Raw genomic sequence first — 26,844 nt, forward strand, 5'->3', positions numbered from 1 at the left:
CCGCACTATAACCCGGCGCGTATCCCGGACGCCGTTAGCGCACCGCTTCCAGCAGAGCGCTGCTTGAAATATGCGCACCGAACACGCCGCCCTCACGCTCGATGCCGGCAAGCGTGGCTGCGTGCAGCGCGGACGTCGCCGCGCAACAGGCATCCGAGATCAGCAGCACGTCATAACCACGGTCGTTGGCTTCGCGCATGGTCGAGGAGACACAGACATCGGTAGTCACACCCACCAGCCAAAGATTTCGAATACCGTTCGCACGCAGAACCTGGTCGAGATCGGTGGCATGAAAGGCACCGTTTCCACACTTATCGATCACGATCTCGTCATCGACAGGCGCCATTTCGGCGATAGAGTCCCAGCCCGGCTCGCCGCGTACCAGCAGCCGACCGAGCGGACCGGGACCACCTATGGGCGCGCCCATAGCCAGCGCGCGGGCACGCTTGGTGTCGTTGAGATCGGCCAGATCGGGCCGATGGCCTTCCCGAGTATGAATCACGCGCATGCCCAGACGCCGCGCCAGGGCAAGCACCTTCGCGGCGGGCCCGACCGCTTCGCGCAGTTCGCTCGCGTTCTCCCCGAGGGCGGCGAAATAGCCGTCCGGATCGAGGAAGTCGCGCTGCATGTCGATTACCAGCAACGCGGTGTCTGCCACGCGCCAGTCGCCCGTCACCGGCCATGCATACGGGCAAGCGCTTGCCAAAGACTGAAATGCGGGATTCACGGGGCGCTTTCCTCGGATGCGTCGCTCAGCCATTGCTTGCGAAAACGCAGGCGCACGTTGTCGGCGTTGCCGATGATATCGCCACGCCCGTTTTCGATACCGATGAAATCGGCGCTCGGCAGCCCGTCGCCCAACAGGCCGTGCTTGAACGCAAACTCGGCGATCCGGCGCTGCGTGGCGCCGAAATCCTCACGCTGAATCAGATCGATGGCCTGGGTCGGCGTAAAGAAGTCGATGGTCGCCAGCTGGCTGCGCACACTGTCGATATCGGTACTCAAGGTATCCGCCGCGATTTCGAGCAGGCGCTGGTGCCCGGGATGCGCCGGATCGAGCGCGGCGGCGGCCTCGAACCAGGCCCCAGCGAGCGCCATGGCGAATTCGGGGTGTTCGTCGAGCTTGTCGGTCGGTGCGATCACCACATCGATGATCTCGCCGTAAATATCGGACGAGTCGTAAACCAGATGGGTATTGTCGTACTGGTCGAGAATAGTCGTGAGCTGGGGCTTCCATGTGACCACGGCCTGGGCCGACGAATCCTCCATGACCGCACCGATATCAGCGTCCGACGTATTGATCACGGTCACATCCGGCTCGGCAAGGCCGACCGAATCCAGCGCGCGGGCCAGCAGGTAGTGCGAGCCGGACAAGGCCACGAGATTGATCTGCTTGCCTTTGAGATCGGCGAGCTGCGGATCGTCGCCGCGCATGATCAGGCCGTCGCTGCCGGCCGATGTGCTCAACGGCGCGATCACCGACGTATCCATGCCGGAAGCCGCCGGAATGGTGAGCGCATCCAGCGACATGCAGATCACGGCATCGAACTGGCCGAGCGAAAATTGCGTGACCGCTTCGATGTAAGCGTTGATCTGAACGGCTTCGATATCGATACCGTAGCGATCCGCCCATTCATCGAGTAGCCCGGTCTGCTCGGCATAGACCAGCGGCACCGAACCGGCATAGATCGTCCATGCCACGCGATAGGTGGGCTCGGCGCGGGCGGCGCTCGGTTGGCAGAAGATGGCGACAAGCACGCCCAGCAAGAGTAAACGGCGCATGGATTCAACCCGATTTTAATAGGGAGTTTCACGTTAGCGCGCGCGCCGACACGCTTACATGACGCATCATGCAGGTTCGCGTGTACTGCCGGCACGTTCGGTGAGATGCGCTAGAAATTCGGTCACGATCGCACGTGATGCGCTATCGCGATGAATCGCCACCTTGAGCGTGGACCGGCGCGAATAGCGTGTGGGATCGATACGCTGCAACGCGCCTGTTTCGACCCACGGCCGGGCGTAATGTGCCGGCATGAACCCACATATTGGCCGGTCAGGATCAAGGCCAGCAATGCTTCCAGATTGCTGGCATGGCTGACCCTGGCAAGCTTCCCGAGGCCGAGCAACGCCCGTTCCGCATCATCGAGAAAACTGCGCGACGCAAAGCGTGAGGCCGACAACACCGCCGCTAGCGTTGCCGTGTCGTGGCCTGCGTCGCTGGCCGGGTGTGCGGCTGCAGCATAGAGATGATCGGTTTCGTCGTAGAGCGGTGTGTACTCGAGCAGCTCATGCGGCGACTCGAACACGCCCAGCGCCAGATCGATGCGCTTGTCGAACAGCTGCCGCTCCATGGCCTCGGGCGTGAGCACGGTCAGGCTGTAATCGATATCGCGGCCCGTCTGTGGCTGCATGAAATCACGCAGTGCCGCCACCAGCGGACAATGGCAATCGGCGATCACATTATCGATGGTGGCCAGCCGTAGCGTACCGCCACCAATACCGCGCACACTTTCCACGGTCTGCTCGAAGCCGCGCAGCGACATGAACAGCTCTCTCGCCTTGGCGTGCACGGCCCTGCCCTCGGGCGTGAGTGCGAAACCCTGCCGCCCCCGCTCGCACAGACGCAGCTGCAGGCGTTCTTCGAGCTGGGTGAGCGCCCGGCTTATCGTCGATGCATCCTTGTTGAGTACGCCCTGTGCATTGGCAATACCGTTGGCCTGAACGATCGCGAAAAAAAACGCGCAGCTTTTCCAGATCGCCGCTGTTGAGATTCATCGATTCGCCTGGCTTGTATGAGAGTGCTCCCGCACATGCCAAGCCCGTGCCAGTTGCTTAGCCGTTTGACGCTGCCTGGCCTGGAACCGCCTCCAATCCACGTGTGCCGGTCAACTCGGCACCGGCAAAATCGGTGTCCTCCAGATTGGCGCCGGTGAAATCGGCGTTGGCGAGCGCGGCATCGACAAACGCCGCACCGCTCAGATCGGCATGGCTGAAATTGGCCGAGCCAAGCCGTGCTGTAGCCAACTGCGCCTGGCTGAACGTGGCCCCCGAGAGATTCGCATTGGAAAGATCCGCGCCGTTAAGCCAGGCGCTATCGAGATGGGCGCCGATCAAGCTTGCGCCTTCCAGGCGCGTATTTTCCAGCCGGGCATTACTGAGATCCGCACCAGCCAGGTTGGCACCCGCCAGGTCCATGTCGGACAGATCGAGATAACGCAGATCGTGACCGGAAAAATCAGCCGGCTGTTCCGGTGTGGCGGCATCGAGTTCGGCCTGTATTTCATCGACGGTGAGTTCGCCGGCCATCACGCCGCCGGCGTGACCGATCGCAAGTGCTGCCGAAAACAACACGGACAATAGACGTTTATTCATCGCCATACCCCTTTTCGATATTGGATCGAGCACTACGCGTTTCGCGCAGACAATCGATATATCCCGAGACTACGCTGGAGTACGTATGGCAGCTGAACAGGTCGCCGTGTTCCGTGGCGATCAATTAAAACCCTGTTTCACACGGCATAAGAGCATGCAAGGTAATATTTATTACTATGCATGATGGGGCCGGGTTACTGGTATAGACCAACGAATATGGACGATACGACTATGCCAATGCGATGCTCGGCGCTGGTTAATAGAACAACGCCTTACACCGGCAACAACCCATGTTAGAGGAGATCCCATGCAATCCACGATGATGGACCGCCCGCTGCTACTCGACGATATTCTCGAGCGCGCGAGCACCCAGTTCGGCGATGTGGAAATCGTGACCCACATGCCCGACAAGAGCCTGCACCGCTACACCTATGCGGATATGGTCAAGCGCGCCAAGCAGTTGGCACAGGCGCTGACTGACGCTGGTATCAAGCACGGCGATCGCGTGGCGACATTCTCCTGGAATACGCACGCGCATCTGGAAGCCTATTTCGGCATCCCGATCACCGGCGCGGTGCTACACACGCTCAATCTGCGCCTGCCGCCGGACGACGTGGCCTGGATCGTGAACCATGCCGAAGACCGTATCCTGATCATCGACGATGTTCTGCTGCCGCTCTACGAGAAATTCGCCGACCAGGTGAACTTCGAGAAGATCGTCGTCGTACCACTGGCCGGCAAACCCGTGCCTGAAGGCATGATCAGCTACGACGACTTCCTGGCCTCGGCCTCGGGCGAATTCGAATACCCCGAGAAGAGTGAATACGACGCTTGCGGCATGTGCTACACCTCGGGCACCACCGGCAAGCCCAAGGGCGTGGTCTATTCGCACCGCTCCAGCGTGCTGCATGCCATGGCTTCGGCCACCCCCGATACCCTGAATCTGTCATACAACGACGTGATTCTGCCCGTGGTGCCGATGTTCCACGTCAACGCCTGGGGCCTGCCCTATGTCTCCACGCTGACCGGCGCGAAGCAGGTCTTCCCCGGCCCGCATATGGATGCAGAAAGCCTGCTCAAGGTTTACGAGTCCGAAAACGTCAACGTCACGGCCGGCGTGCCGACGATCTGGATGGGCATCATCAACGCCCTGGATGCCGAGCCGAACCGCTGGAAGCTGCATCCGGAAATGCGCATGACGGTCGGCGGCTCGGCCGTGCCGGAGGCCATGATCCGTCGCTTCGACAAGTACGGGCTGACCGTGATTCAGGCCTGGGGCATGACCGAGACCTCGCCGCTGGCCGCCGCCGCCCGCTTGAAGCCGAATATCCAGCAGCGCTCAGAAGATGAGCAGTACGCCATCCGTGCGACCGCGGGTACGCCGGTCCCGTTCGTGGATACCCGCATCGTCGGCGATGAGGGCGAACCGCTGCCATGGAACGGCAAGGAGATGGGCGAGATTCAGGTCCGCGGACCATGGATCACGGGCAGCTACTATCGTCTCGAGAACAGCGAAGACAAGTTCACCGCCGATGGCTGGCTGCGTACCGGCGATATCGCCACGATCGACGAAGATGGCTATATCAATATCACTGACCGCACCAAAGACGTGATCAAGTCCGGCGGCGAGTGGATTTCCTCGGTCCAGCTGGAAAACGCCATCATGGGCCACGACGACGTCGCCGAAGCTGCTGTCGTCGCCCAGCCCGACGAAAAATGGGGCGAACGCCCGCTTGCTGCTGTGGTAATCCGTGAAGGCCGCGAGCTCTCGGCCGAAGACTTGGCTGCCTTCCTGCGCGAGCGCATGGAGAAATGGATGGTGCCGGAGAACTACGTGTTCGTGGATGAAATTCCGCGCACCTCGACTGGCAAGTTCAGCAAACTGGATCTGCGCAAGCAGTTGCTCGACAACGCCTGATCAGCGCCCGGCGATACAAGCCCGGCCCTGCATTGCAGGCCGGGCTTTTTTTCACGCGACTTGCCGCAACGGCGACGACGCGGCCGACGTTAAGGCTCGAATCGCACGCCACCCTATAACCTGCTTCATCGGTCGCGCCCAGCGCTTGTGCGAGCGCGTACGATAACCAGACCGGACGTAAGCGTACCCGCCGCGTGTTACGCCTTGCGGCTGCCATACCGCGCGCGCGATCACGTGCGGGCCCCCGTCTAGGTTACGGTAAGGCTTCTATCGGCTTATTTGTCGGCTGATTATTACTTCTTTGCTCTCTGGAGCGTTTACTACATGCGTGTATTCGCCAATCCTGTCGGCTCGGGCTCGCTCTGGTTCGACAACCTCACCACGGCCGAAGGCACACCCGTGGCCTACGACCCGCAGGCCCGGGCTTTCGTGCCGATGCCGCCTTTCTGTATCAACCGCGAGGTGATCGGCTGCAACTGGATCGCCCCCGAACAAGGCGCCTTCTGTCGTTCCTGTGCCATGACCGCGCTCGCCCCGGACCCAGACGTCGCGGGCGCCATGGCGAACTGGGCAGAAACCGAAGCGGCCAAGCGCTGGGCGCTGGACAACCTCGGCCGCTGGCACTGGTTCCGCCCGGAAGACCCGGGCACCCGGCCGGTATTTCATATGATTGCCGAAGACTGGGCGCCCGTGGCCATGGGCCACGTCGACGGCGTGGTCACGATCAGCGTGACCGAGGCCGACGCGGTCGTACGCGTTACCCGCAGCCAGGCCCTGCAGGAGCGCTACCGGACCATGATCGGTCATATGCGCCACGAGATCGCGCATATGCTGTGGTGGCGGCTGAGCCTGCGCGACGATTTTCTCGATGCGTTTCGCGACATGTTCGGCGACGAACGCGCCGATTACCGCGCGGCCCTGCAGCGCCACTACGAGAACGGCCCGCCGCCGGACTGGTCGCTGCGGTTTCTGACCACCTATGCGTCAGCGCATCCGCACGAGGACTGGGCCGAAACCGTGGCCCATCTGCTGCATCTGACCGATATCACCGACAGTTTCGTAGCGGCCGGTTTATCGTCACCGGATCTGCCCGACCGCGGCTGGGACCCCTACGCCGAGCCGGATTCCGAGCGTCTTATTCATGTCGCCGCGTCGCTTGCGACGGGTGTGAACCACGTCAATCGGTCCATGGGGCTGTCGGATCTTTATCCGTTCGTGCTCTCGGATGCCGCACGCCGCAAGCTGGCGTTCGTGCATGGCTGGCTACGGCGCGGCGCGCAGGGTCTTTGACCTGTCCGGGCGCGGCGCCCGGCTGACTTGGTTCGCCGGCCAGAGCCGCATGCGCAGGGCTGAGGTACGGCGACCCGCAACTAACGTTGACGTGATCGCCGCGCGGGCACGGCGGCCCTGTATTGACGCATTCGAAAATTCATATATTCTATTTTTCATATATACGAATTATCGAATACCATGGACGATCGGGCTGAACGACTGGTTGCCGAAGACTTCTTTCAAGCGCTCGCGGACAATACGCGGCTGCGTTGTCTCATGCTTGTTGCCGCTCACGACGAGCTATGCGTGTGCGAGCTGGTACACGCGCTTGAGCTGTCGCAGCCCAAGATTTCACGCCATCTGAAATTGCTGCGCGATGCCGGCGTGGTGGACGATCGACGTGAGCGTAACTGGGTGCATTACCGCATCGCCGAGGAGCTGCCCAGCTGGGCCCGCCGGGTCATCGACGCGACCCGCGAGGCCAACGCGAAGTGCGAGCCTTTCATCAGCGATACACAAAGACTGGCCACTATGGCCGGTCGGCCCGGCGATCGTTGTGCCAGCTAACCCGCAAATCGATTTCGCATGAATATTCTCTATATATGCACCGGCAATAGCTGTCGCTCACAGATGGCCGAAGGCTGGACCCGGCATCTGGGCGGCGAACGCGTAGCCGTGCGCTCGGCCGGGCTCGAAGCCCACGGGCTCAACCCCAATGCGGTCGCCACCATGCAAGCCGCCGGCGTCGATATTTCCACCCAGCGCTCGTCGATTCTCGACAAGTCGGATATCGATTGGGCGGATATCGTCGTCACCGTCTGTGGCCATGCCGATGAGCACTGCCCGCTGTTGCCGGCCGGCACGCGCAAGCTGCACTGGGGGCTGGCAGATCCGGCCCGTGCCGAGGGTAGTCGCGAAGAACTCGAGAAAGTGTTTATCAGCACCCGCGATGCGATTCGAGAGCGCGTCCAAGCCTTGCTTGCTGACTTGCCGGCTGCCTGATTCTGGCGACCCCCCTTACGAAAGCATCATGCCCTACGGCGTGACTGGCTTGTCTGCCGCATAAACCTCGTTATGACCATTCTCGCCATTCTCATATTCGTTGCCACGCTTACGCTGGTGATCTGGCAGCCACGCGGGCTAGGCATTGGTTGGAGCGCGTCGGCCGGCGCCCTGGTCGCGCTTGCGACCGGCGTGGTCGATATCGGCGATATCGCTACCGTGTGGGGGATCGTCTGGAATGCGACGTTCACTTTCGTCGCCATCATTCTGATCAGTCTGGTGCTCGACGAAGCCGGCTTTTTCGAATGGGCTGCCCTGCATGTGGCGCGGCTCGGCGGCGGTCGCGGGCCACGACTACTGGTGCTGGTGATGCTGCTCGGCGCCCTGGTATCCGCCGTGTTCGCCAACGACGGTGCCGCACTCATTCTCACGCCGATCGTGTTCGAGATGCTGTTGGCGCTGGGGTTTTCTGCGGGCGCGACGCTGGCGTTCGTCATGGCCGCCGGCTTCATTGCCGATACCGCCAGTCTGCCGCTGGTGATTTCGAACCTGGTGAATATCGTCTCGGCCGATTTCTTCGGTCTTGGTTTCGGCTCATACGCGGCGGTCATGGCGCCAGTTTATGTCGTGTCTGTCGCGGTTTCGATAGCGGTCGTATTCTGGTATTTCCGCCGCGCAATTCCCGCACGCTTCGATCCCGGCGAGCTACGCGAGCCGCGAGACGCCATCAAGGATAGCGCCGTATTCAAAGCGGGCTGGTGGGTGCTCGCACTGCTGTTCGTCGGTCTGTTCGCGGCCGAGCTTGTTGGCGTGCCCGTCTGCGTGGTTGCCGGCCTCGGGGCTAGCGTACTGCTTGCGATCGCCCAGCGCGGTACGGTCGTCGACAACATTAAGGTGATCCGCGGCGCACCCTGGGATATCGTTGTGTTCTCGCTGGGCATGTATCTCGTGGTCTATGGCCTTCAGAACGTGGGCCTGACCCACTACCTGGCCGGCCTGCTAGATATGCTCGGCCAGCAATCGCTCTGGGTGGCAACGGTCGGCACGGGATTCTTGGCCGCCTTCCTGTCGTCTGTGATGAACAACATGCCCACGGTGCTGGTCGTCGCCCTGTCGATCGACGCGAGCCAGGTATCCGGGCTGGCGCATCACGCGATGGTCTATGCGAACGTGGTCGGCAGCGATCTCGGGCCCAAGATCACGCCGATCGGCAGCCTGGCCACGCTCTTGTGGCTGCACGTGCTATCGCGCAAAGGCCTGGCCATCGGCTGGGGCCAGTATTTTCGGATCGGCATCGTGCTCACCGTACCGGTTCTACTGGTCACGCTCACAGCACTGGCCGGCTGGCTCGCCTTTCTGGGGCCGTGATTTCAATGTTTGGGAGCGCTTGTCATGACTGATGCCGACTTAACCGATCTGCCCAACCTGCAAGGCGAACACCTGACGGTGCGCCCGCAGACGGCGGGCCATGCGCCCCGTATTCTGCTGCTCTACGGATCGCTACGCGAGCGCTCGTACAGCCGTCTACTGATCGAAGAAGCCGCGCGGCTGCTCGAGGCATTCGGCGCCGAAACCCGTATCTTCGACCCGCACGGCCTGCCGTTGCCGGACGACGGCGACGCCGACCATCCGAAGGTGGCCGAGCTGCGCGAGCTATCGTTCTGGTCGGAGGGTCAGGTCTGGTGCAGCCCGGAACGCCACGGCAATATCACCGGCGTATTCAAAAGCCAGATCGACTGGCTGCCGCTCTCGATTGGCGGCATGCGCCCGACCCAGGGCCGCACGCTGGCCGTGATGCAGGTCTGCGGGGGTTCGCAGTCGTTCAACGTGGTCAATAACCTGCGCATTCTCGGGCGCTGGATGCGCATGGTCACCATTCCAAACCAGTCTTCGGTGCCGAAAGCCTTCAACGAATTCGACGAATCCGGCCGCATGAAAGCCTCGCCGTTCTACGACCGTGTCGTCGACGTAATGGAAGAGCTGATGAAGTTCACGCTGCTGCTGCGCGATCAGAACGACTATCTGACCGATCGGTACTCTGAACGAGTGGAAAGCCCGCAAGCGCTATCGAGCCGGGTAAACCAGCGTTCCATTTAACTGGAAGCAACAGCGCGTTCTCAACCGAGCAGCCCACGCTGCGACAGGACTATAGAAACGTCTTGACCAGCATGAAGACCGCAATCGCGATCATCGCCAGGGCAAAAATGAACTGAAGCGCCGGGCCGGCCAGATAGCGTGACAACGACCGCCCACCGGCCATGCCGATCAAGCCACCGAGGATGAATAACGCGGTCAGCGCCCAGTCCATATCGCGCCCGGCAAATACCGCCGAGGCCAGGCCGGACAAACCCACGAGCGTGATAACCAATAGCGATGTCGACACCGCACGGTGAATGCCCATTTCGGTGATCAGCATAAGCGCGGGCACGATGAGAAACCCGCCGCCGACCCCGAAAAAGCCGGACATCACACCCACGACGAGTCCGGCAGCAACCAACGCTGCACTGCATGGTGCATTAAGACGCAGCCGGCCGTCGCGGCTGTAATGGCAGACCGTGCCCGGATCGTTGTGGGCATTGGCTGCCGGACGGGCGCGAACGACGCGGGTGTCGTCGCCGGCTCGCCGTGCGCTGACGAACATACGCGCCGCCACGACAACCATTACCGCCGCAAACAACGACACGATCAACGTATCGCTGACCCGATCGCCCAGCTGAACCCCGAGCGGTGCGCTCACCACACCCGCCACCGCAAAGATCAACCCGGCACGCAGCTCGATCAGACCACGCCATCCGGCCTCGACCGCACCGAATGCGGCCGTCAATGCAACGGCACCCAACGAGACCGCAACCGCTTCGGGCGCCGGCAAGCCAAGGCCGTAGATCAGCAGCGGAACCGCGAAGATCGAGCCGCCGCCCCCCGTCAGGCCCAGCGCCAGCCCGATGAGAACACCGAAGAACACGCTCAGCACGCTTGCTCCATTAATGCGCTTGAGTTCGCATTATAACTTTATCGACTATGTTTATAGTTTAAAGAAATATAAGCACGGCTTGGTCGCGGCGTCGTCTATCCGGTCAGGCGGATCGGCCAAGCCGAGATGGTTCAAAACGCGTTGAGCGGGATCTTCAGATAGGCGGTGCCGTTATCTTCCGGCTCGGGCAGCTGTCCGCCGCGGGTATTGATTTGCAGTGCAGCGAGCATGAGGGCCGGGAGGGGCAGTTCGGCATCGCGCGCCTTACGCAAGGCGACATAGGCGTTTTCGTCGACCCCTTGCAGGTGCGGGTTGTGCGCGCGCTGCTCGCCCACCGTGGATTGCCAGCGCGGCGCCCGGCCGTCGGGCATGTAGTCATGGCCGGTAAACAAGCGGGTCTCGTCCGGCAGTTCGAGTATCTGCTGAATCGAGCGATACAGTGTCGCCGCATCGCCGCCAGGGAAGTCTGCGCGCGCCGTGCCGAAATCGGGCATGAACAAGGTGTCGTGCACGAATGCCGCATCCCCTACCACATAAGTGATCGACGCCAGCGTATGGCCGGGCGAGCACATAACCTGCGCTTCGAGCTCACCGATCTTGAACCGATCGCCCGCCGCGAACAGGCGATCCCACTGGCGGCCGTCCGTGGCGAAGTCGTCGCCGAAATTGTAGATCTTCTTCCAGAGTTTCTGGACTTCAACAACACGCTCGCCGATCGCTCGCGGCGCATCGAAGTGTTGCTGGAGATAGATCGCAGCCGAGAGATGATCGGCATGCGGATGGGTATCGAGAATCCAGTCCACCGTGAGTCCGCGTGCCGCAATGAACTCGATGATTTCGTCGGCCGAGTCGGTACGCGTACGGCCTGCATTCTCGTCGTAGTCGAGCACCGGGTCGATGATCGCGCAGCGGTTGTTCACGCGATCGATACAGACATATTGAACGCTGAACGTCTTGTGATCGAAAAAACCCACGACTTCGGGTTGATCTATATCCATTGAATATCTCGTCTCGCTGATAACATTCCGGCGCTTTAAAGCCATTATTAATAACTTTAAAGAATTTACTAATAACTCAAACGCGGGGATTGTATCTCGATGCAGCCCGTACATCAGAAGACTCCAGCCATGACCGATCCCTCGAATGCCACCACGACCCATCATCGCGTTCTCATCGCCGGCGGCGGCACCGCCGGTCTTTCGGTAGCGTCCGCATTGCTGCGCCGCCACCCCGATCTCGACGTCAGCGTGATCGAACCCAGCACCGATCATTACTACCAGCCGGGCTGGACACTGGTGGGTGGTGGCGATATGCCGCAACAGCACACGCGCCGGGCGCAGGCCGATGTGATGCCCGAGGGCGCCGAGTGGATCCGCGACTCGGTGGCACGTCTCGAGCCCGATTCGAACCAGGTGGTGGTGGCCGGCGGTACAACGCACAGCTATGACGTTTTAGTGGTTGCCCTCGGTCTGCAACTGAACTGGGATGCGATCGACGGGCTTGTGGAAACGCTCGGGCGCAACGGCGTGACATCGAACTATCATTATGATCACGCGCCCTACACGCACGAACTGGCGAGTACCCTCGCTGGCGGGCGGGCGCTGTTCACTCAGCCGGCCATGCCCATCAAATGCGCCGGCGCACCGCAGAAGGCGCTATACCTGACCGCCGACACGCTGCGCCGCCGTGGTGTGAACGCCACGCTTGAGTTCTACAACCAGGGCGCGAGCATGTTCGGGGTGCCGGTTTATGCCCGCGAACTCGACAAGGTGATTGCCGGCTACGGGGCGACGCCCTATTTCGGCCACGATCTGATCGCCGTCGACGGCGACCGGGGCCAGGCCGTCTTCGCAACCGCCGAAGGCGATATCACCCGCGACTTCGACATGCTCCACGTCGTGCCGCCGCAGTCGGCGCCGGACGTGATTCGCAACAGCCCGCTCGCTGGCGCCGCCGGCTGGGTCAGCGTGGACCGACACCGTTTGGCACATACGACCTACGACAACGTGTTCGGGCTCGGCGATTGCACGGATACGCCCAATGCCAAGACCATGGCCGCCGTGCGCCGCCAGGTACCGACCGTTGTCGACGGCGTTCTGAACAAGCTCGATATGGGCAAAGCCGCGCCGCTATACGACGGCTACGGCGCCTGCCCGTTGACTGTCGAGCACGGCCGCGTGCTGCTGGCCGAATTCCGCTACGACCAGGAAGTGGTCTCCAGTTTTCCGCTCGACCCGCGCCAGCCGCGACGCCTGCACTGGCTGTTCAAGCGTCACATCTTCCCGATGATGTACTGGCAGATGATGCTGCATGGCCACGACTGGCGGCGGCCGCATCCGCGCCCGCTGCCCGAACTCACCCAGTAGCGCCAGGCCCTAGAGGTGGCGCTCTGCGTCGACGCAGTCGATCACGTCCGGCCCGCCTTCGACCATCGCCGCATAGCCACGGGCCTTGGGCAGGATCTGGCGCACATAGAAACGGGCACATGCCTGACGGGCTTCGTAGAAGTCGGGCTCGTCGGTGCCGCTGTCCAGCGCCTTCTTGGCCACGTCCGCGATCCGCGCGGCATACCAACCGCCGAAGACGGTGCCGCAGAGCATGAGATAGTTGAAGGCATTGGCCATGGCGGCGTCGCGCCCGGCTTCGAGCAGAGTATTGGTCGCGGTTTCAAGCAGGTCCAGGGCGTCGGACAAGGCCGGATGCTCGTTCGCGCCCTCGGCGCTGCCGTCGGCGGTGGCACGGATATCGGCAATCAGCGCACGCATGCCCCGGCCTTCGTCGCGAATGAGCTTGCGCCCGACCAGGTCGATAGCCTGAATACCGTTGGTGCCTTCATAGATGGGCGCGATACGCGCATCGCGCAGGTACTGGGCCGCACCCGTTTCCTCCACGAAGCCCATGCCGCCGTGCACCTGAATGCCGGTATTGGCGATATCCACGCCCAGTTCCGTGCCCCAGGCCTTGACCACCGGGATCATCACATCGGCTCGGGCCTGGGCCGCGGCGCGCTCGTCTTCGTTATCGCTGCGTTCGGCAATATCCAGAGCGCTGGCCGAATCCAGGCACATGGCCCGCAGCACGTCGGTCTGCGCGCGCATGGACAGCAACATGCGTTTGACGTCGCCGTGTTCGACGATCGCGCGCCCGCCCTGCTGCCGATCGCGGGCATAGGCCAGCGCGCGCTGGTAGGCGCGGTCGGCAATGCCCAGGCCCTGGACGCCCATGGCATGACGGGCGGCGTTCATCATCGTGAACATATGCGCCAGCCCCTTGTTCTCCTCGCCCACGAGATAGCCGAGCGCGCCCTGGCCGTCCTCGCCGTAGGTCATGGTGCAAGTCGGGCAGGCATGAATGCCGAGCTTGTGCTCGACCGAGGCACAACGCATGTCGTTGCGCTCGCCGGGATTGCCGTTGTCGTCGAGAATGTATTTGGGCACCAGAAACAGCGAGATGCCTTTCACCCCGGCCGGCGCGTCGGGCAGACGCGCGAGCACGAAATGGATGATGTTATCGGCCATGTCGTGCTCGCCCCAGGTGATATAGATCTTCTGGCCGAACAGACGATAGGCGTCGCCGTCGGGTTCAGCCTTGCTGCGCACCTGGGCGAGATCGGAGCCGGCCTGGGGCTCGGTCAGATCCATACAGCCGGTCCATTCACCGGTGACGAGCTTGTCGAGATAGGTCTGTTTGAGTTCGTCGCTGCCGTGGTTTTCCAATGCTTCCACCGCGCTGGCGGTCAACAACGGACACAGCGCGAACGACATATTGGCGGCGTTCCACATCTCCATGGCCGCGGCACCGAGCACGCGCGGCATGCCCATGCCGCCATGGTCGGCCGAGCCGGTCAGGCCGTTCCAGCCGCCTTCGACATACTGGCCGTAGGCTGCACCAAAGCCTTGGGCGGCCACGATGCCGTCCTCGCTCCAGTGCACGCCTTCGGAATCGCCGGGCCGGTTGAGCGGTGAGAGCACATCCGACGCGAAGCGCGCGGCTTCGTCGAGCACTGCGGAGACGGTCTCCGGCTCGTAGTCGTCATAGCCGGGCAGGTCGCGAATGCGTTGATCATCCAGCACTTCGTTGAGCACAAAGAGCATATCGCGGGTGGGTGCACGGTATTCGGCCATAGTGGGTCTCGCGGTTGAAACGAAGTAGGCGGCACGCGGACCGCCTAACAGGCCCCGTATTTTAGGGGAAAGCAGCGTTACGGGCAGCTTGGTCGATAAGCCCACCGCCTATTCTGTTGCCTAAACGCCGACAGTAATATTTATTTACGAAAACAGATCGACCCGCACATGGCGCGTCGACTTGCTGCGAACTATCGTGTTTGCGCTAAGCTACACGTATTCGAACGTTTCGTTCGAGGCACGAGCGGGGATCAAGACAGAGCGCGCGTCGAGCGCGTGTTCGGCTGTGCGGGCACGACTCTCGCTCAGCGTGTCGCTATTAATAATCCGCGGCCGCCGATTATCGGCGGCGTTGCCATGAGGCTGTGCCTTGCCCCGTAAAAGAACAATCGCCATTTCGCTCGGCCTTGCGCTGCTGCTTTACTTCACGCTGATCACCGGTATCGACGCCGAGCGTACCTTCGCGGCCATGCGCAAGCTCGAATTGCACTGGTGGCTGGCGATTCTGGCGCTGTCACTGTTCAATTACGCCCTGCGTTTCGCGCGCTGGCACGGCTATCTGTATTGGTTGGGCGATCGCGTGGGTGTGCTGCGCGACGGCTTCATCTATATCGCCGGTTTCGCGCTGACTACAACGCCCGGCAAGGCCGGCGAAGGCATGCGCTCACTCTATCTGGTGCGCCACGGCGTGTCGTACGCACACAGCCTGGCGGCTTTCTTTGCCGAACGCTTCATCGACTTGCTGGCCATCGCCCTGCTTTCGATGCTCGTGCTCATCGCGTTTTCGAACTATATCTGGTGGGTGGTCGTGCCCCTGGCCGCACTCGCGGCGCTGCTGTTCGCGATCCGCCAGCGCCGTTTGCTCGTAAAAATGCAACAGCGCACGGCCAACCCGCAGGGCAAACTTCAAAACCTGATGCACGGTGCGGTCTCCGCCTGGGATAAGGCATTTGCCCTGCTCGGACGCAAACCCCTCTATGCCGGTCTGGCCGTTGGCGTTGTGGCCTGGGCGGCGGAAGGCGTCTCGCTGTATGTAATCGCGCACGGGCTGGATATCGAACTCGCGTTTTTCACCGCGATCGGCATCTATGCAGTGAGCATGCTCGTGGGCGCGCTGTCGTTCATTCCCGGGGGCCTGGGCAGTACCGAAGCCGTCATGGTGCTGCTGCTCAAACTCTCTGGCGTCGATGCCACCACCGCGCTTGCCATTACCTTGATTGCACGCGTGGCAACGCTGTGGTTTGCGGTCGTACTCGGGCTGATCAGTCTGGCCGCGATCGAACTTGATCGCCGTCGCGCGGTCTTGCCTAGCTGATATGCCAAGCGCTTCACTTCTTACAGGTTCTTTCGAATGAGTTCGCAGGTCTCTTCTGTATCGTCCGCCGAGACGCACATCGCCGATATACCGCTGGTCGTCGATATCGACGGCACCCTGGTGCATTCCGACCTGCTGGTGGAATCGGCATTCGTGCTGGCCAAGAGCTCGCCGCAGAGCCTGGTCCGGCTGCCGGGTTGGCTGCGCGCCGGCCGCGCCACGCTCAAGGCGGAAATCGCCAATCGTGCCGATCTCCGCATCGAGCATCTGCCTTATAACGAGCCCCTGATCGCCTATCTGAAAGAAGAAAAAGCCAAGGGCCGGCAATTGATCCTGGCCACCGCGGCCAACGAGAAATACGCCCATCAGGTGGCAGACCATCTGCAGCTGTTCGACGTGGTGCTCGCCAGTGACGCCCGGACCAACCTCTCCGGCAAGGACAAACTGGCCGCGATTCGCAACCAAGTCGGTGACAAGCCGTTCGATTACGCCGGCGATCACGAAGTCGACAACGCGATCTGGACACATGCACGCAAGGCCGTGCTGGTCAATGCCAGCGACAAGCTCGAGCGCAGCGCGAACGAATCCTACGACGTGGACGCGAGCTTTCCGCCGGAAAAGACCACCTGGCGCACTTGGACCAAGGCACTGCGCGTGCACCAATGGGCCAAGAACGTACTGATCTTCGTACCGCTACTGGCGGCACACCAGTACGCGGATCTGGCCATGATCGCGATGGCGGTTCTGGCCTTCGTCGCCTACAGCCTGCTCGCATCGAGCGTGTATATCCTCAACGATCTGGTGGATCTGGGCGACGATCGCCAGCATCCGCGCAAGCGTGAGCGCCCCTTCGCCTCGGGGCGTATTCCTATCGCCCAGGGCGTGATGGCGATTCCGATCCTGCTGGGGGCGGCCATCGTAATTGCTGCGTTTCTGCCACCGTTCTTCTGGCTGGTACTGGGCTGTTATTACCTGGTCACTCTGGCCTATTCGCTGGGCCTGAAACAGCTGGCTTTGATCGACGTGCTCACGCTGGCCGCGCTTTATACGCTGCGCATCATCGCCGGCGGCGCGGCCACCGGCATTCCGTTGTCGTTCTGGCTGCTCGCGCTGTCGATGTCGATCTTCTTGAGCCTGGCCATGGCCAAGCGCTGCACCGAGCTGCTGGTGATGGAAAAACACAGCGGCGATGCGCCGCTGGGGCGCGGGTATATCGCCGACGATCTGGCGCCACTACGCAGCCTGGGCACGGCCGCCGGCTACACCGCCGTTGTGATCCTGGCGCTGTATATCAACAGCCCGGATATCACCAATCATTACGAACACCCGGCCCGTATCTGGCTGCTGTGTCCCGTGGTGCTGTACTGGATCAGCCGTATCTGGCTCAAGACGCTGCGCGGCCAGATGCACGACGACCCGATCGTGTTCGCGGCCAAGGACAACGGCAGTCGGATCTGCGTGCTCCTGGGCGCGCTGATCATGTTTTCGGCGATCTGATCGATGTATAGGCTAGCGACATGACCGCACCGAGCCATCCATCCTGGGGTCGCTACCCCGCCAGCCAGCCCGCGCGGGTCCAGCGCCCGGGCGCGCGGCCCTCGGCCCTGCCCGCTTCGGATACGCCGGTGCTGGCCTACGGCAACGGCCGCAGCTATGGCGACAGCTGTCTGAACAACGACGGCATGTTGCTCGACATGGGCAGCCTCGATCGGTTCATTGCCTTCGACCCGGCCACGGGTGTGATCGAATGCGAGGCCGGCGTGTTGCTGGCCGATATTCTCGAACTCGTGGTGCCGCAGGGCTGGTTTCTGCCGGTTACACCGGGCACCCAGTTCGTGTCGGTGGGCGGGGCCATCGCCAACGATGTGCATGGCAAGAATCACCACGTCGCCGGCACCTTTGGTTGTCATGTGCGCGAGCTGGAACTACTGCGCTCGAATGGCCAAACGGTGGTGTGTACGCCGGAACAAAACGCCGACCTGTTCGCGGCTACCGTCGGTGGGCTGGGCCTGACCGGCCTGCTCACGCGGGCCACGATCGCGCTCAAGCGTATCGAAGGCCCGTATATGGACGTGGACACGCTGCGCTTTGCCAATCTGGACGAGTTCTTCGATATTTCCGCGGCCTCCGATCGCGACTACGAATACACCGTGGCCTGGGTGGATTGCAGCGCGCGCGGGACGAATCTCGGTCGGGGCTGGTTCATGCGGGCCAATCACAAACCTGCGCTCGGCCAACAGCCGGACCCGCGCAAGCGCGGTGGGCCGACGTTTCCCTTCGTTACCCCGGTGTCGATGATCAACCCGGTCACGCTGCGACCGCTCAACACGCTCTACTTTCGGCGCAAGTTCAAGGCGCGCAGCCGCGATACCCAGCACTATCAGCCCTATTTCTATCCGCTGGACGGTATCAAGCACTGGAACCGCGCCTACGGGCCCAACGGTTTCCTGCAGTATCAGTGCGTGGTGCCGCATGCCGATGCACGCACCGCCGTCGCCGAGCTGCTGGAACGCATCGCCGCGGCCGGCGCGGGGTCGTTCCTGTCGGTACTCAAGGTATTCGGCGATGTGCAATCGCCGGGGCTGATGTCGTTTCCACGCCCTGGCGTCACACTGGCGCTGGATTTCCCCAACCGTGGGCGCGAGACGTTCGAACTGCTCGACGCGCTGGACGACATCGTGCGCGCGGCCGGCGGGGCGGTTTATCCGGCCAAGGACGCACGCATGAGTGCCGCTGCGTTCCGCGAGTATTTCCCCAATCTGGAACGCTTCCAGGGATTCGTCGACCCGGCGTTTTCCTCGAATTTCTGGCGACGCGTGACGTCGACAACAACGAGCCCCTCATGAGAAAGATCCTGATCGTCGGCGCGACTTCGACCATCGCCGAACAGACCGCCCGTCGTTTTGCTGCCAACGGCGATGCGCTGTTTCTGACCGGGCGCAACGAAGCCCGGCTGACGGCTATTGCCGACGACCTGAAAGTGCGCGGCGCATCCACCGTGGCCACGCAGGTCATGGACGCCGACGACCTCAAAGCTCATGCGCCGATGATCGATGCCGCCGAGGCCGCGCTCGGCGGGCTGGATACGGTGCTGATCGCCTACGGCACCCTGCCCGATCAAGACAGTTGTACCGCTGATCCGGCCGCCGCCGTTGCCGCCTGGCATACCAATGCGGTCAGCGTGATCGCGCTGCTTACCGATATCGGCAACCGCTTCGAGCGACAAGGTCATGGCACGATCGCGGCGATTTCGTCGGTGGCCGGCGATCGCGGCCGCGCCAGCAATTATGTGTACGGCAGCGCCAAGGCAGGTCTGAATGCGTTCCTGGACGGGCTGCGCCATCGCCTGTTCAAGGCGGGCGTTCAGGTCGTGACCATCCGCCCCGGCATGGTCGATACCCCCATGACCGCGGATTTCGACAAGGGCCCGCTCTTTGCCAGCCCCGAGAAAGTCGGCGCCGATATTCACAAGGCCATCGAGAAAGGTACGGCCGTGTGCTACACGCCAGGCTTCTGGCGTTTGATCATGACCGTCATCACGTCGCTGCCGCGGGCGATATTTCATCGCACTGGCCTATGACGCGTGCCATGAAAAAAGACGAGCTCCGTTACCCGGGCGCCCATCCGGCGGTCTGGCTGATCGGCCTGTATATCCTGTCTCGGCTTTGTTTCTTCGCTGCGGGCGTGCGCTTCGATCTGGAACCGATCGCGACCTCATGGCAGATTCTCGATCCGGTATTGCTGCGCGAGAACCTGGCCGAGAGCCTGTTCTATATGCCGGGCCAACCGCCGCTGTACAACCTGATCATCGGGTGGGTGCTCAAACTCGGCAACGATCCGCTTACGCTGACCATCGCATTTCGTACACTCTATAGCGCGATGGCGATTACCAGCGTTTTGCTGCTCTACTCGCTGGTACACAAGCTTACAGACAGCGTAAAACTGGCCTTCGGCGTGGCCACGCTGTTCATGCTCACACCCGCGCTCGTGCTCTACGAGGCGATCCCCTATTACACGCTGATGATCCTTTCACTGCTGGGCACGATCGCCTGGCTGTTTCATCTGTGCATGGAGCGTTTCACATTTGCCCGTGCATTCGCGATGTTTCTCGCCATGGCGGCGCTGATCTATACGCGCTCGATGTTCCAGTGGCAGTGGTTCGTCGTACTCGCCCTGTTCTGTGCGCTGGTGCTGCCCGGCTATCGCAAGGCCGTGTTCGCGGCGGCCGTAATTCCGCTGGCGCTGGTGTTCGCGCTCTATGGCAAGAACGTGATGGTGACCGGTCATTTCGCCACATCGGACTGGATGGGCATGAGCCTGTCCAAACTCACCACGCTGGCCATCGACAAACCCGAACGCCAGCGCCTGGTCGACGCCGGCGAACTCTCCGACATGGCGCTGATGGATTTTCCGTTCAACACGCCCGAGGCATACGCCGACATCTTCGACGATGTCGAGCCTACGGGCATCACGGTACTCGACCAGAAACGCAAATCCACCGGCCACGTGAACTACAACCATCTCGCCTACGCGGATGTATCCGAACAGGCGCTGGAAGACGCGATCGCGTCGGTGCGTATCCACCCCGAGGTCTATCTGCAATCCATGGGCACGGCCTGGTTGATGTTCATGCGCCCCTCCAGCGATTACCCGTTCCTGCAGGACAACCGGGCCGCAATCGAACCCTACAGCCGCGTGTTTTCGCTGCTTCTGGCCGGCCAGCCCAAATACCCGACGGAGCCGAAATTCGATCTCGAAGCCGGCCAGATCGGCATCCTGGTAGCGATCGGCTATACGCTGGCGGTGCTCTATGGACTGTATCTGCTTATTCGCTGCGCGATTAAACGTCGCGTAAGTGCGGTGGAGGCCACGCTAATCTTTCTGTGGCTGAACATCATGTATGTCAGCGTGATCGGCAACGCCTTCGAAGTGGACGAGAACCAGCGTTTTCGCTTTTCGGTGAATCCATTTATCGCCGCCACGCTGGCGGTTATGGCCACGCGTGCACTCAACCGGGTGCGCGGACGCGACTCGCTCTAGTTCAATATCTCGCGAGTACGAGAGAACACCGGCTTCAAACGGTCGTACAGACCGACGAATATCTCGCGATAGAGTTCGTCGTAAGTAGCCACCGCTGCAGGGTTGGGTTCAAAACGGGTTCCTTCGTGCACCATCACCTGTGCCGCGCTCGCATGATCGGCATACCAGCCCAGCCCCACGGCGGCGTTGATCGCCGCCCCCAGACCGCTGGTTTCATGCGTGTGCGCACGCTCGGCGGGTAGCGCAAACACATCGGCGAGTATCTGCATGGCCTGATCGGACTGGGAACCACCGCCGGATACGCGCAGCCGCGTGATCGGCGTCTTCGTACGCTTTTCGATACGTTCGCGGCCCTCACGCAACGCGAACGCCAGGCCTTCGAGAATCGACCGATAGACATGCGCACGGGTGTGAATATCGGTAAAACCGACCATTGCGCCGCGCGCTTCCGGGCCAGGTATACGTACCCCGGGCGACCAGGTCGGCAGCACGAACAAGCCGTCGCTACCCGGCGCAATCGGCGCGATACGTTCATCGAGCAACGCCTCGGCAGCGCGCTGTTCGCGAGCCGCGGCATCGATCGTATCCAGCGCGAATTCGTGCTTGAACCACGACACCAGCCAGAAGCCGCGATAGATCTGGATCTCGTCGGTGAAACGGGCGGGCATGGCCGCCGGATAGGCGGGCACGAAGCGCGTGACTTCACGATAGACATCACGGCAGGTGTTGATCGTGGCCGTCGTGCCCAGCGATACACAGGCGGTTTCCGGCGTGATCGCGCCGCAGCCGAGAACTTCACAGGCCTTGTCCGCGCCGGCGCTGAATACGGGTAGATCGCGAGCCAGACCCAGCGCTTCGGCGGCTGAGGCCGTGAGCGCACCGAGCGGTTCGCCCGGCTCGACCAGATCGGGCAGCTGCTTTCGTTCGATGGCGACCGCACGCCATTTCCAGTCGAATCGCGATGCCCAGCGTCGGCGTTTGTAGTCGAACGGCAAATACCCGACCTGGGCACTCACGCTATCGCGCCATACGCCGGTGAGCCGATGCACCAGATAGCCGGACAGCAACACCGCGCGGCGGGTGCGCCGATGCGCATCGGGCGCGTGCGCGGCGCGCCAGTTCGCCGGCGCGGCACGCTGGAAGGTATCGATCGTCGTGGTCAGTCCAAGGCCGGCAAACAACGTGCGCCATAGCCGTGGCAGCGCGGGCACCGTGCCGGCGCGACGTTGGTCGAGCCAGGAAATTACCGGGCCGATGGGTTCATCCTCAGCGTCGACAAAAACGCTGGTCGCCCGTTGTGCGGTCAGCGCGAGGCCCGCGATCCGCTGACCCAGTGCGGGCTCGTTCTCGTGCAGCCGGCGGCATGCCGAGGCCATGGCAAGCCAGAACACGTTGGCATCTTGTTCAGCATACCCCGGCTCGGGCGCGTGATACGGCGGCTCGATCGGCACCTGCACGCGCGCATGCAGCATGCCCTCCCGATCGAACACCAGCGCCCGAACGCTCTGGGTGCCGATATCGATGGCCAGCAGCCGGTCGAGCTCGGTCATACCGGTGCGTGGACCTGTTGCCAGTGCGCGCGATAGCGATCGACTTCCTGTGTCCAACGTGTGGCGTCCCAGCCGAGCGCATCGCAAACGATGGGCTCGAGCGCGGCCAGTTCGGCCAGACCGCCCTGTTCGAGCAGCAGGCCTGCGCGGGTACGCCGCAGCATCAGGTCGTCGAGGTGGGCAACCGCCTCATGCGCGAGCGCGAAACGCAGCTCGCGTCGGCAATAGTCGGTGGTGCCGAGCGCGATATCGTCGTCCGCCTGGCGATCCATTGCAGCGAACGCCGGGCCATGGCGCACTACGCCGCGCGTCTGTCCACCGACCGGCACGCCGTGGATGATCGGTGCCTTCTCGTTGCGCTCGAAATGTCGGTCAAGCGCGTTGCCGATTTGTTCGAGCACATCGTTGGCGGTCACACGAAAAGTGGTCAACTTGCCGCCGGTGACAGTGATCAAGCCTTTTTCGTTCTCGATCGACGATTCGCGCGATTCTTCGGAAGCCGATGCGCCCGCCGCGCCTCGCACGATCGGCCGCACGCCGGCAAAGCTGGATAGCGCCCGGGCTGCCTGCATATCGCAGGCCGGAAAATAATGGCGCGCCGCGGCAATCAGATACTCGGACTCGGCGACGCTCATACGCGGCGCTTCGTCGATCGACTGTTCATGATCAAGATCGGTCGTGCCAAACACGGTCGCCCCCTGCCAGGGAATCGCAAACAGCGGCCGGCGATCGTCGGGATGAAACAACGTGATCGCGCGCCCAACCGGCAGCACATGGAACGGGAAAACGAAGTGTGATCCGCGCAGCGGTCGCAGCTGGGCCGTACCATCGACCTGGGCACGCAGGCGATCGCTCCAGGGCCCGGTCGCGTTCACCACCACACGCGCACGAATATCGAACGACCGTCCGGTTTCGCTATCGGTCACTCGGGCGCCGGCGACCGTATCGCCCTCGAACAGCAACTGCTCGGCCCGGACATAGTTGGCCGCCAGCGCGCCGTGGCTGTGCGCTTCGATGAGCACACGCAGGGTCAGGCGTACATCGTCGGTGAGCGCATCGCGATAGACGAAGCCGCCCTTGAGGCCTTCGGTGTTCAGGTATGGCATATGGCCGAGAAAGTCGGCCTGCTTCATGTAGTGCGAGTAACGTTTGCGTGCCATCAGGTCGTAGGCACCCAGCGCGGCATGCAATGCCCAGCGCCCCGGTTTGTCGTGCGCGTAGACCGGCAGCATGAAGTCCAGTGGCGATACCAGACCGGGCAGGTCACGCATCAGACGTTGGCGTTCCTGTACCGACTCGCGCGTGAGCCGCCAGTCGCCGCTGGCCAGATAACGCAGGCCACCGTGTACGAGCTTGGACGACCAGCTCGAGGTACCGGACGCGAAATCGTTCTGCTCGATAAGCGCTACACGAAGACCGGCACGCGCCGCCTCCAGCGCGACACCCGCGCCGGTAATGCCGCCGCCGACGATGAGCACATCGAATGCCTGTTCGGCGGCCGCTTCGAAACGCGATCGCCAGTCTTGAGTCCACATAAGCTAGGCCTGTTTCGCGATCAGTTTGTGCGGATTCATCATGCCCTGCGGGTCGAGCTCGGCGAGCGCGGCGCGGATCAGGCCGATCCCGGCCTCGCCCTTCTCGTCTGCCAGATACGGGGCATGATCCACGCCCACGCCGTGCTGGTGGCTGATGGTGCCGCCGCAAGTGACGATCGCCCGGCTCACCGCGCCCTTGAGTGCACGCCAGCGGGCCATGTCGGTGGCGTAATCGGCGCCGCGGCGCCAGACCACGGTCATGTAGATACTGCAGCCCGCGCCGTAGACATGGGATAGGTGTGCGAACGCCAACGCGCGCTCGTCGAACGCATGCAGCGCCACGTGGGCCGCCTGCTGCATGGCGCTCATGGTGGCCGAGGCTTGCGACCACGGCACGGCGGTTTCCATGGTGTCGACCGCAAAACCGGCATCCCACAGGCCGTTGCGCAGATAGGCGCCGGCAAAGCGATTCTTCGCCCAGATCCGGCCCATGGCCGTACCGACGTGGACGCCGCCCGCACGACGGGTCAGCGCCAGCGTATCGGCCCGTAGCCGATGCGTCTGGCGGCGGCTGCCGGTCGCGCCGATCATCATCATGGCCGGCCGATTGCCGATACCGCGAACGCCAAGATAGCGCCGCAGCCAGGCAATCGCCGACTCGTGGCCTGCGATACGCAGCTGGGTATCGGTTTCTTCTTCGTTGGAGACTCGCAGCATCGATACCGGCAAACCGGCCTGGGTGATTGCGCGCGCGGCGGCGAGTGCGGCGGGCCAGTCGGTAAAGAACACCGCATGAAACGACTCGCGCTCGGCCACCGGCGAAATATGTACCGCGGCTTCGGTGACGATACCCAGCCGGCCTTCGCTGCCGAGCACGAGTTCGCGCAGATCCGGCCCGGCCGAGGAGGCAACCTGCCCGCCCGCGTCGAAATCCGTTCGCGGGCAGACCAGCCGAGCGCTGTGCAGCAGGTTCTCGATACGCCCGTAACGACGCGACTGTTGCCCGGCCGAGCGCGTGACCACCCAGCCGCCAAGCGTGGAATAGTCGAACGATTGCGGATAGTGGCCAAGCACGAAGCCATGCGCGCGCAGCTGGGCTTCGACGACCGGGCCGGCCGCACCGGCACCGATCCGTGCGATGCGGTCATGGGGGTCGAGATCGAGCAGGCGAGCATTACGGCTCATATCGACGCTGACGACGGGCCGGCCATCATCGACGACTTTCAAATGGCCAACCACGCTGGTTCCCCCACCGTAGGGAATGACGACGGCACCGGCTTTACGCGCAGCGTCGAGCACCGCTCGCGTCTCGTCATGTGTTTGCGGACAGGCCACCGCATCCGGAAACGGGCCGACATGGCCATGACGTAGGGCAGCCCAGTCGGCAAAACTCTGGCCGTGGGCATGACGCAACCGTGCCTCGGCCGAGCGGTCGAAACCCGTGCGCGCCTCCAGGCGCGATTTGGGTACCTGGGCACAGGCGTTGGCCAGGCTTTCATCGGGTAGCACCTGGCCGCGCCCAAGCCGCGACTCCAGAAAAGCACGCGCCGTCGCCGGCAGCGTCTTGTCGAAGGTGTCGTCGCCCCAGCCGTTCCATCGCCGCATGCGTATCGTGATCGTGTTCGATTGATGCATCGAAAGTAGCGAAACTTAGAGTCAAAAAAATTGACTCAGTACGCAATCGCGAGACAATAACGACGCGTACACCGGGCCGGATATCGTATGCAAGCCACTGTTGCCGCATCATTGATCAGCGCCCTGCTCGACTATCTGCAAACACAGGGGCTCAAGCGGTCGACGCTGCTGCAACAGGCCGGGCTCGATTCAGCCGCACTCGCCTTACCACAACGCACTATCGAAGCCGTGCACTACGAACGGCTTCTGGCCGCGGGCATCGCCCATCTACACAACCCGCTGCTCGGCCTCGAATTCGGCACCACGGCCCAACCCGAGCGCTGGGGCCGCCTGGGCTTTCTGCTACGGCATAGCGCCACGCTCGGTGAGGCCTTGTCCTACCAGGCACGGTTTGCGCATCTGGTGAACTCGATCGGGGAAGGCCGTTTTGTCGAACGTTCCGATGATGTGGCGATCGAATGGCATAGTGCGGACGTCGTCATGCCCGCCGTCATCGAAGAAGCGTTCGCCGCGTGGCTGTGTTTCGCGCGATGGGCAAGCGGACGCAATGAGTCGCCGCAATGCGTCGAATTCAGCCATCGTGCCCAGGGTGACCCGGCCATCTATCGCGAATTCTTCCAATGCGACGTACGGTTTTCTTGTACCACCAGCCAATTATGTTTCGACCCCGGCCTGCTCGAACTGCCTTTGCACGGCGCCGATGCGCAGCTGACCGCCTATGTCAGCGCCGAATTCGACCAGAAAGCACGCCGCGCGCCGTCGCTCGAGACGCTGCGACAATTACAGGCGTGGTTGCTGGCCACCCTATGCGCCCCGCCGCCAACCCTGACTGACGCTGCTGAAGCTCTCCAGATCAACGACCGCACTCTGCAACATCGGCTCCAAACACAGAACACCACCTTCCGACAGAGCCTGGACAATGCGCGCCATACGCTAGCTCTTCGGCTTCTGGTCGATGCCGGCCTGTCCATTGGCGATATCAGCCATCGGCTCGGTTTCTCCGAGCAGAGCGCGTTTCAGCGTGCCTTCAAGCGCTGGACCGGCGTGACGCCGCTCGCCTGGCGTCGCATGCGCTATGAACGCACCGGCTTGTTGAACGAATAAGCGGCA

Annotated in this window: 23 protein-coding genes and 1 pseudogene; 13 read left to right on the forward strand and 11 right to left on the reverse strand. The window is 62.5% G+C overall.

The genetic code is table 11. From position 1 onward, the window contains the following. Window positions 1-34: 34 nt before the first annotated feature. The 5 genes and pseudogenes from SSPSH_RS00385 to SSPSH_RS00400 form a co-directional block, all read right to left on the reverse strand. The gene (locus SSPSH_RS00385; protein ID WP_021031240.1) at window positions 35-727 is read right to left on the reverse strand and encodes a cysteine hydrolase family protein; all 693 of its coding nucleotides are present in this window, start codon (window positions 725-727) and stop codon (window positions 35-37) included. Then, window positions 724-1,782 carry a putative urea ABC transporter substrate-binding protein gene (locus SSPSH_RS00390; RefSeq protein WP_006913343.1) on the reverse strand — a complete coding sequence of 353 codons (1,059 nt, stop codon included), beginning with the start codon at window positions 1,780-1,782 and terminating at the stop codon, window positions 724-726. The genes SSPSH_RS00385 and SSPSH_RS00390 overlap by 4 nt, the downstream gene beginning before the upstream one ends. Window positions 1,783-1,904: 122 nt before the next feature. After that, window positions 1,905-2,543: a LysR substrate-binding domain-containing protein gene (locus tag SSPSH_RS00395; protein WP_006913342.1), complete on the reverse strand. Its 639-nt coding sequence runs from the start codon at window positions 2,541-2,543 to the stop codon at window positions 1,905-1,907. 42 nt (window positions 2,544-2,585) lie between these two features. After that, a pseudogene (locus SSPSH_RS19800) lies at window positions 2,586-2,771 on the reverse strand (helix-turn-helix domain-containing protein); the annotation flags it as partial. A 61-nt stretch (window positions 2,772-2,832) separates the two neighbouring features. Further along, a complete protein-coding gene (locus SSPSH_RS00400) occupies window positions 2,833-3,372 on the reverse strand; it encodes a pentapeptide repeat-containing protein (protein ID WP_021031242.1) in 540 nt (179 codons plus the stop codon). Between the two features lie 307 nt (window positions 3,373-3,679). Between SSPSH_RS00400 and SSPSH_RS00405 the strand changes: the two genes are divergently transcribed. The 6 genes from SSPSH_RS00405 to arsH all read left to right on the forward strand — a co-directional run bounded on the left by SSPSH_RS00405 (window position 3,680) and on the right by arsH (window position 9,661). Then, on the forward strand, window positions 3,680-5,290 hold the full coding sequence (locus SSPSH_RS00405; protein ID WP_006913340.1) for a long-chain fatty acid--CoA ligase: 1,611 nt from the start codon (window positions 3,680-3,682) through the stop codon (window positions 5,288-5,290). Window positions 5,291-5,614: 324 nt separating this feature from the next. Next, window positions 5,615-6,580 (forward strand): zinc-binding metallopeptidase family protein, encoded by a 966-nt coding sequence (locus tag SSPSH_RS00410; RefSeq protein ID WP_006913339.1) that lies wholly within the window; start codon window positions 5,615-5,617, stop codon window positions 6,578-6,580. Between the two features lie 180 nt (window positions 6,581-6,760). Beyond that, window positions 6,761-7,129 (forward strand): metalloregulator ArsR/SmtB family transcription factor, encoded by a 369-nt coding sequence (locus SSPSH_RS00415; protein WP_006913338.1) that lies wholly within the window; start codon window positions 6,761-6,763, stop codon window positions 7,127-7,129. A gap of 18 nt (window positions 7,130-7,147) precedes the next feature. Continuing rightward, complete coding sequence (locus SSPSH_RS00420) at window positions 7,148-7,564, forward strand: arsenate reductase ArsC (protein WP_006913337.1); 417 nt, start codon at window positions 7,148-7,150, stop codon at window positions 7,562-7,564. A gap of 72 nt (window positions 7,565-7,636) precedes the next feature. After that, entirely contained in the window at window positions 7,637-8,932 is a 1,296-nt protein-coding gene (locus tag SSPSH_RS00425; protein WP_006913336.1) for an arsenic transporter, read from the forward strand. Window positions 8,933-8,956: 24 nt separating this feature from the next. After that, window positions 8,957-9,661, forward strand: coding sequence for an arsenical resistance protein ArsH (gene arsH, locus SSPSH_RS00430; RefSeq protein ID WP_006913335.1), 705 nt, complete (start codon window positions 8,957-8,959; stop codon window positions 9,659-9,661). 49 nt (window positions 9,662-9,710) lie between these two features. Here arsH and SSPSH_RS00435 read toward each other — a convergent pair whose 3' ends face one another. Next, window positions 9,711-10,535 (reverse strand): sulfite exporter TauE/SafE family protein, encoded by an 825-nt coding sequence (locus tag SSPSH_RS00435; RefSeq protein WP_006913334.1) that lies wholly within the window; start codon window positions 10,533-10,535, stop codon window positions 9,711-9,713. Window positions 10,536-10,666: 131 nt separating this feature from the next. Then, window positions 10,667-11,533 carry an MBL fold metallo-hydrolase gene (locus SSPSH_RS00440; RefSeq protein WP_006913333.1) on the reverse strand — a complete coding sequence of 289 codons (867 nt, stop codon included), beginning with the start codon at window positions 11,531-11,533 and terminating at the stop codon, window positions 10,667-10,669. Between the two features lie 129 nt (window positions 11,534-11,662). Between SSPSH_RS00440 and SSPSH_RS00445 the strand changes: the two genes are divergently transcribed. After that, complete coding sequence (locus tag SSPSH_RS00445) at window positions 11,663-12,901, forward strand: NAD(P)/FAD-dependent oxidoreductase (protein ID WP_006913332.1); 1,239 nt, start codon at window positions 11,663-11,665, stop codon at window positions 12,899-12,901. A 9-nt stretch (window positions 12,902-12,910) separates the two neighbouring features. Here SSPSH_RS00445 and SSPSH_RS00450 read toward each other — a convergent pair whose 3' ends face one another. Continuing rightward, entirely contained in the window at window positions 12,911-14,659 is a 1,749-nt protein-coding gene (locus SSPSH_RS00450; protein ID WP_006913331.1) for an acyl-CoA dehydrogenase, read from the reverse strand. 370 nt (window positions 14,660-15,029) lie between these two features. Here SSPSH_RS00450 and SSPSH_RS00455 point away from each other — a divergent pair, with 370 nt between their 5' ends. From SSPSH_RS00455 to SSPSH_RS00475, 5 genes are read left to right on the forward strand one after another with little or no spacing between them, the layout of a single operon-like run. After that, window positions 15,030-15,974, forward strand: coding sequence for a lysylphosphatidylglycerol synthase transmembrane domain-containing protein (locus tag SSPSH_RS00455; protein WP_006913330.1), 945 nt, complete (start codon window positions 15,030-15,032; stop codon window positions 15,972-15,974). 36 nt (window positions 15,975-16,010) lie between these two features. Next, the gene (locus tag SSPSH_RS00460) at window positions 16,011-17,471 is read left to right on the forward strand and encodes a UbiA family prenyltransferase (RefSeq protein ID WP_006913329.1); all 1,461 of its coding nucleotides are present in this window, start codon (window positions 16,011-16,013) and stop codon (window positions 17,469-17,471) included. Between the two features lie 20 nt (window positions 17,472-17,491). Then, on the forward strand, window positions 17,492-18,820 hold the full coding sequence (locus SSPSH_RS00465; RefSeq protein ID WP_006913328.1) for an FAD-binding oxidoreductase: 1,329 nt from the start codon (window positions 17,492-17,494) through the stop codon (window positions 18,818-18,820). Continuing rightward, a complete protein-coding gene (locus SSPSH_RS00470; protein ID WP_006913327.1) occupies window positions 18,817-19,554 on the forward strand; it encodes an SDR family oxidoreductase in 738 nt (245 codons plus the stop codon). The genes SSPSH_RS00465 and SSPSH_RS00470 overlap by 4 nt, the downstream gene beginning before the upstream one ends. Before the next feature lie 8 nt (window positions 19,555-19,562). Then, entirely contained in the window at window positions 19,563-21,014 is a 1,452-nt protein-coding gene (locus tag SSPSH_RS00475) for a hypothetical protein (RefSeq protein WP_152522696.1), read from the forward strand. Here the strand turns inward: SSPSH_RS00475 and SSPSH_RS00480 are convergent. The 3 genes from SSPSH_RS00480 to SSPSH_RS00490 are packed head-to-tail and all read right to left on the reverse strand — an operon-like array spanning window position 21,011 to window position 25,704. After that, complete coding sequence (locus tag SSPSH_RS00480) at window positions 21,011-22,564, reverse strand: FGGY-family carbohydrate kinase (RefSeq protein WP_006913325.1); 1,554 nt, start codon at window positions 22,562-22,564, stop codon at window positions 21,011-21,013. The genes SSPSH_RS00475 and SSPSH_RS00480 overlap by 4 nt on opposite strands. Then, window positions 22,561-24,099 carry a glycerol-3-phosphate dehydrogenase/oxidase gene (locus SSPSH_RS00485; protein WP_006913324.1) on the reverse strand — a complete coding sequence of 513 codons (1,539 nt, stop codon included), beginning with the start codon at window positions 24,097-24,099 and terminating at the stop codon, window positions 22,561-22,563. The genes SSPSH_RS00480 and SSPSH_RS00485 overlap by 4 nt, the downstream gene beginning before the upstream one ends. 3 nt (window positions 24,100-24,102) lie before the next feature. Continuing rightward, a complete protein-coding gene (locus tag SSPSH_RS00490) occupies window positions 24,103-25,704 on the reverse strand; it encodes an FAD-binding oxidoreductase (RefSeq protein WP_006913323.1) in 1,602 nt (533 codons plus the stop codon). A gap of 117 nt (window positions 25,705-25,821) precedes the next feature. Between SSPSH_RS00490 and SSPSH_RS00495 the strand changes: the two genes are divergently transcribed. After that, window positions 25,822-26,838, forward strand: a complete 1,017-nt coding sequence (locus tag SSPSH_RS00495) for an AraC family transcriptional regulator (RefSeq protein ID WP_006913322.1) — start codon at window positions 25,822-25,824, stop codon at window positions 26,836-26,838. Window positions 26,839-26,844: the final 6 nt, after the last annotated feature.

The sequence above is a fragment of the Salinisphaera shabanensis E1L3A genome (assembly GCF_000215955.2).
GTDB lineage: Bacteria > Pseudomonadota > Gammaproteobacteria > Nevskiales > Salinisphaeraceae > Salinisphaera > Salinisphaera shabanensis.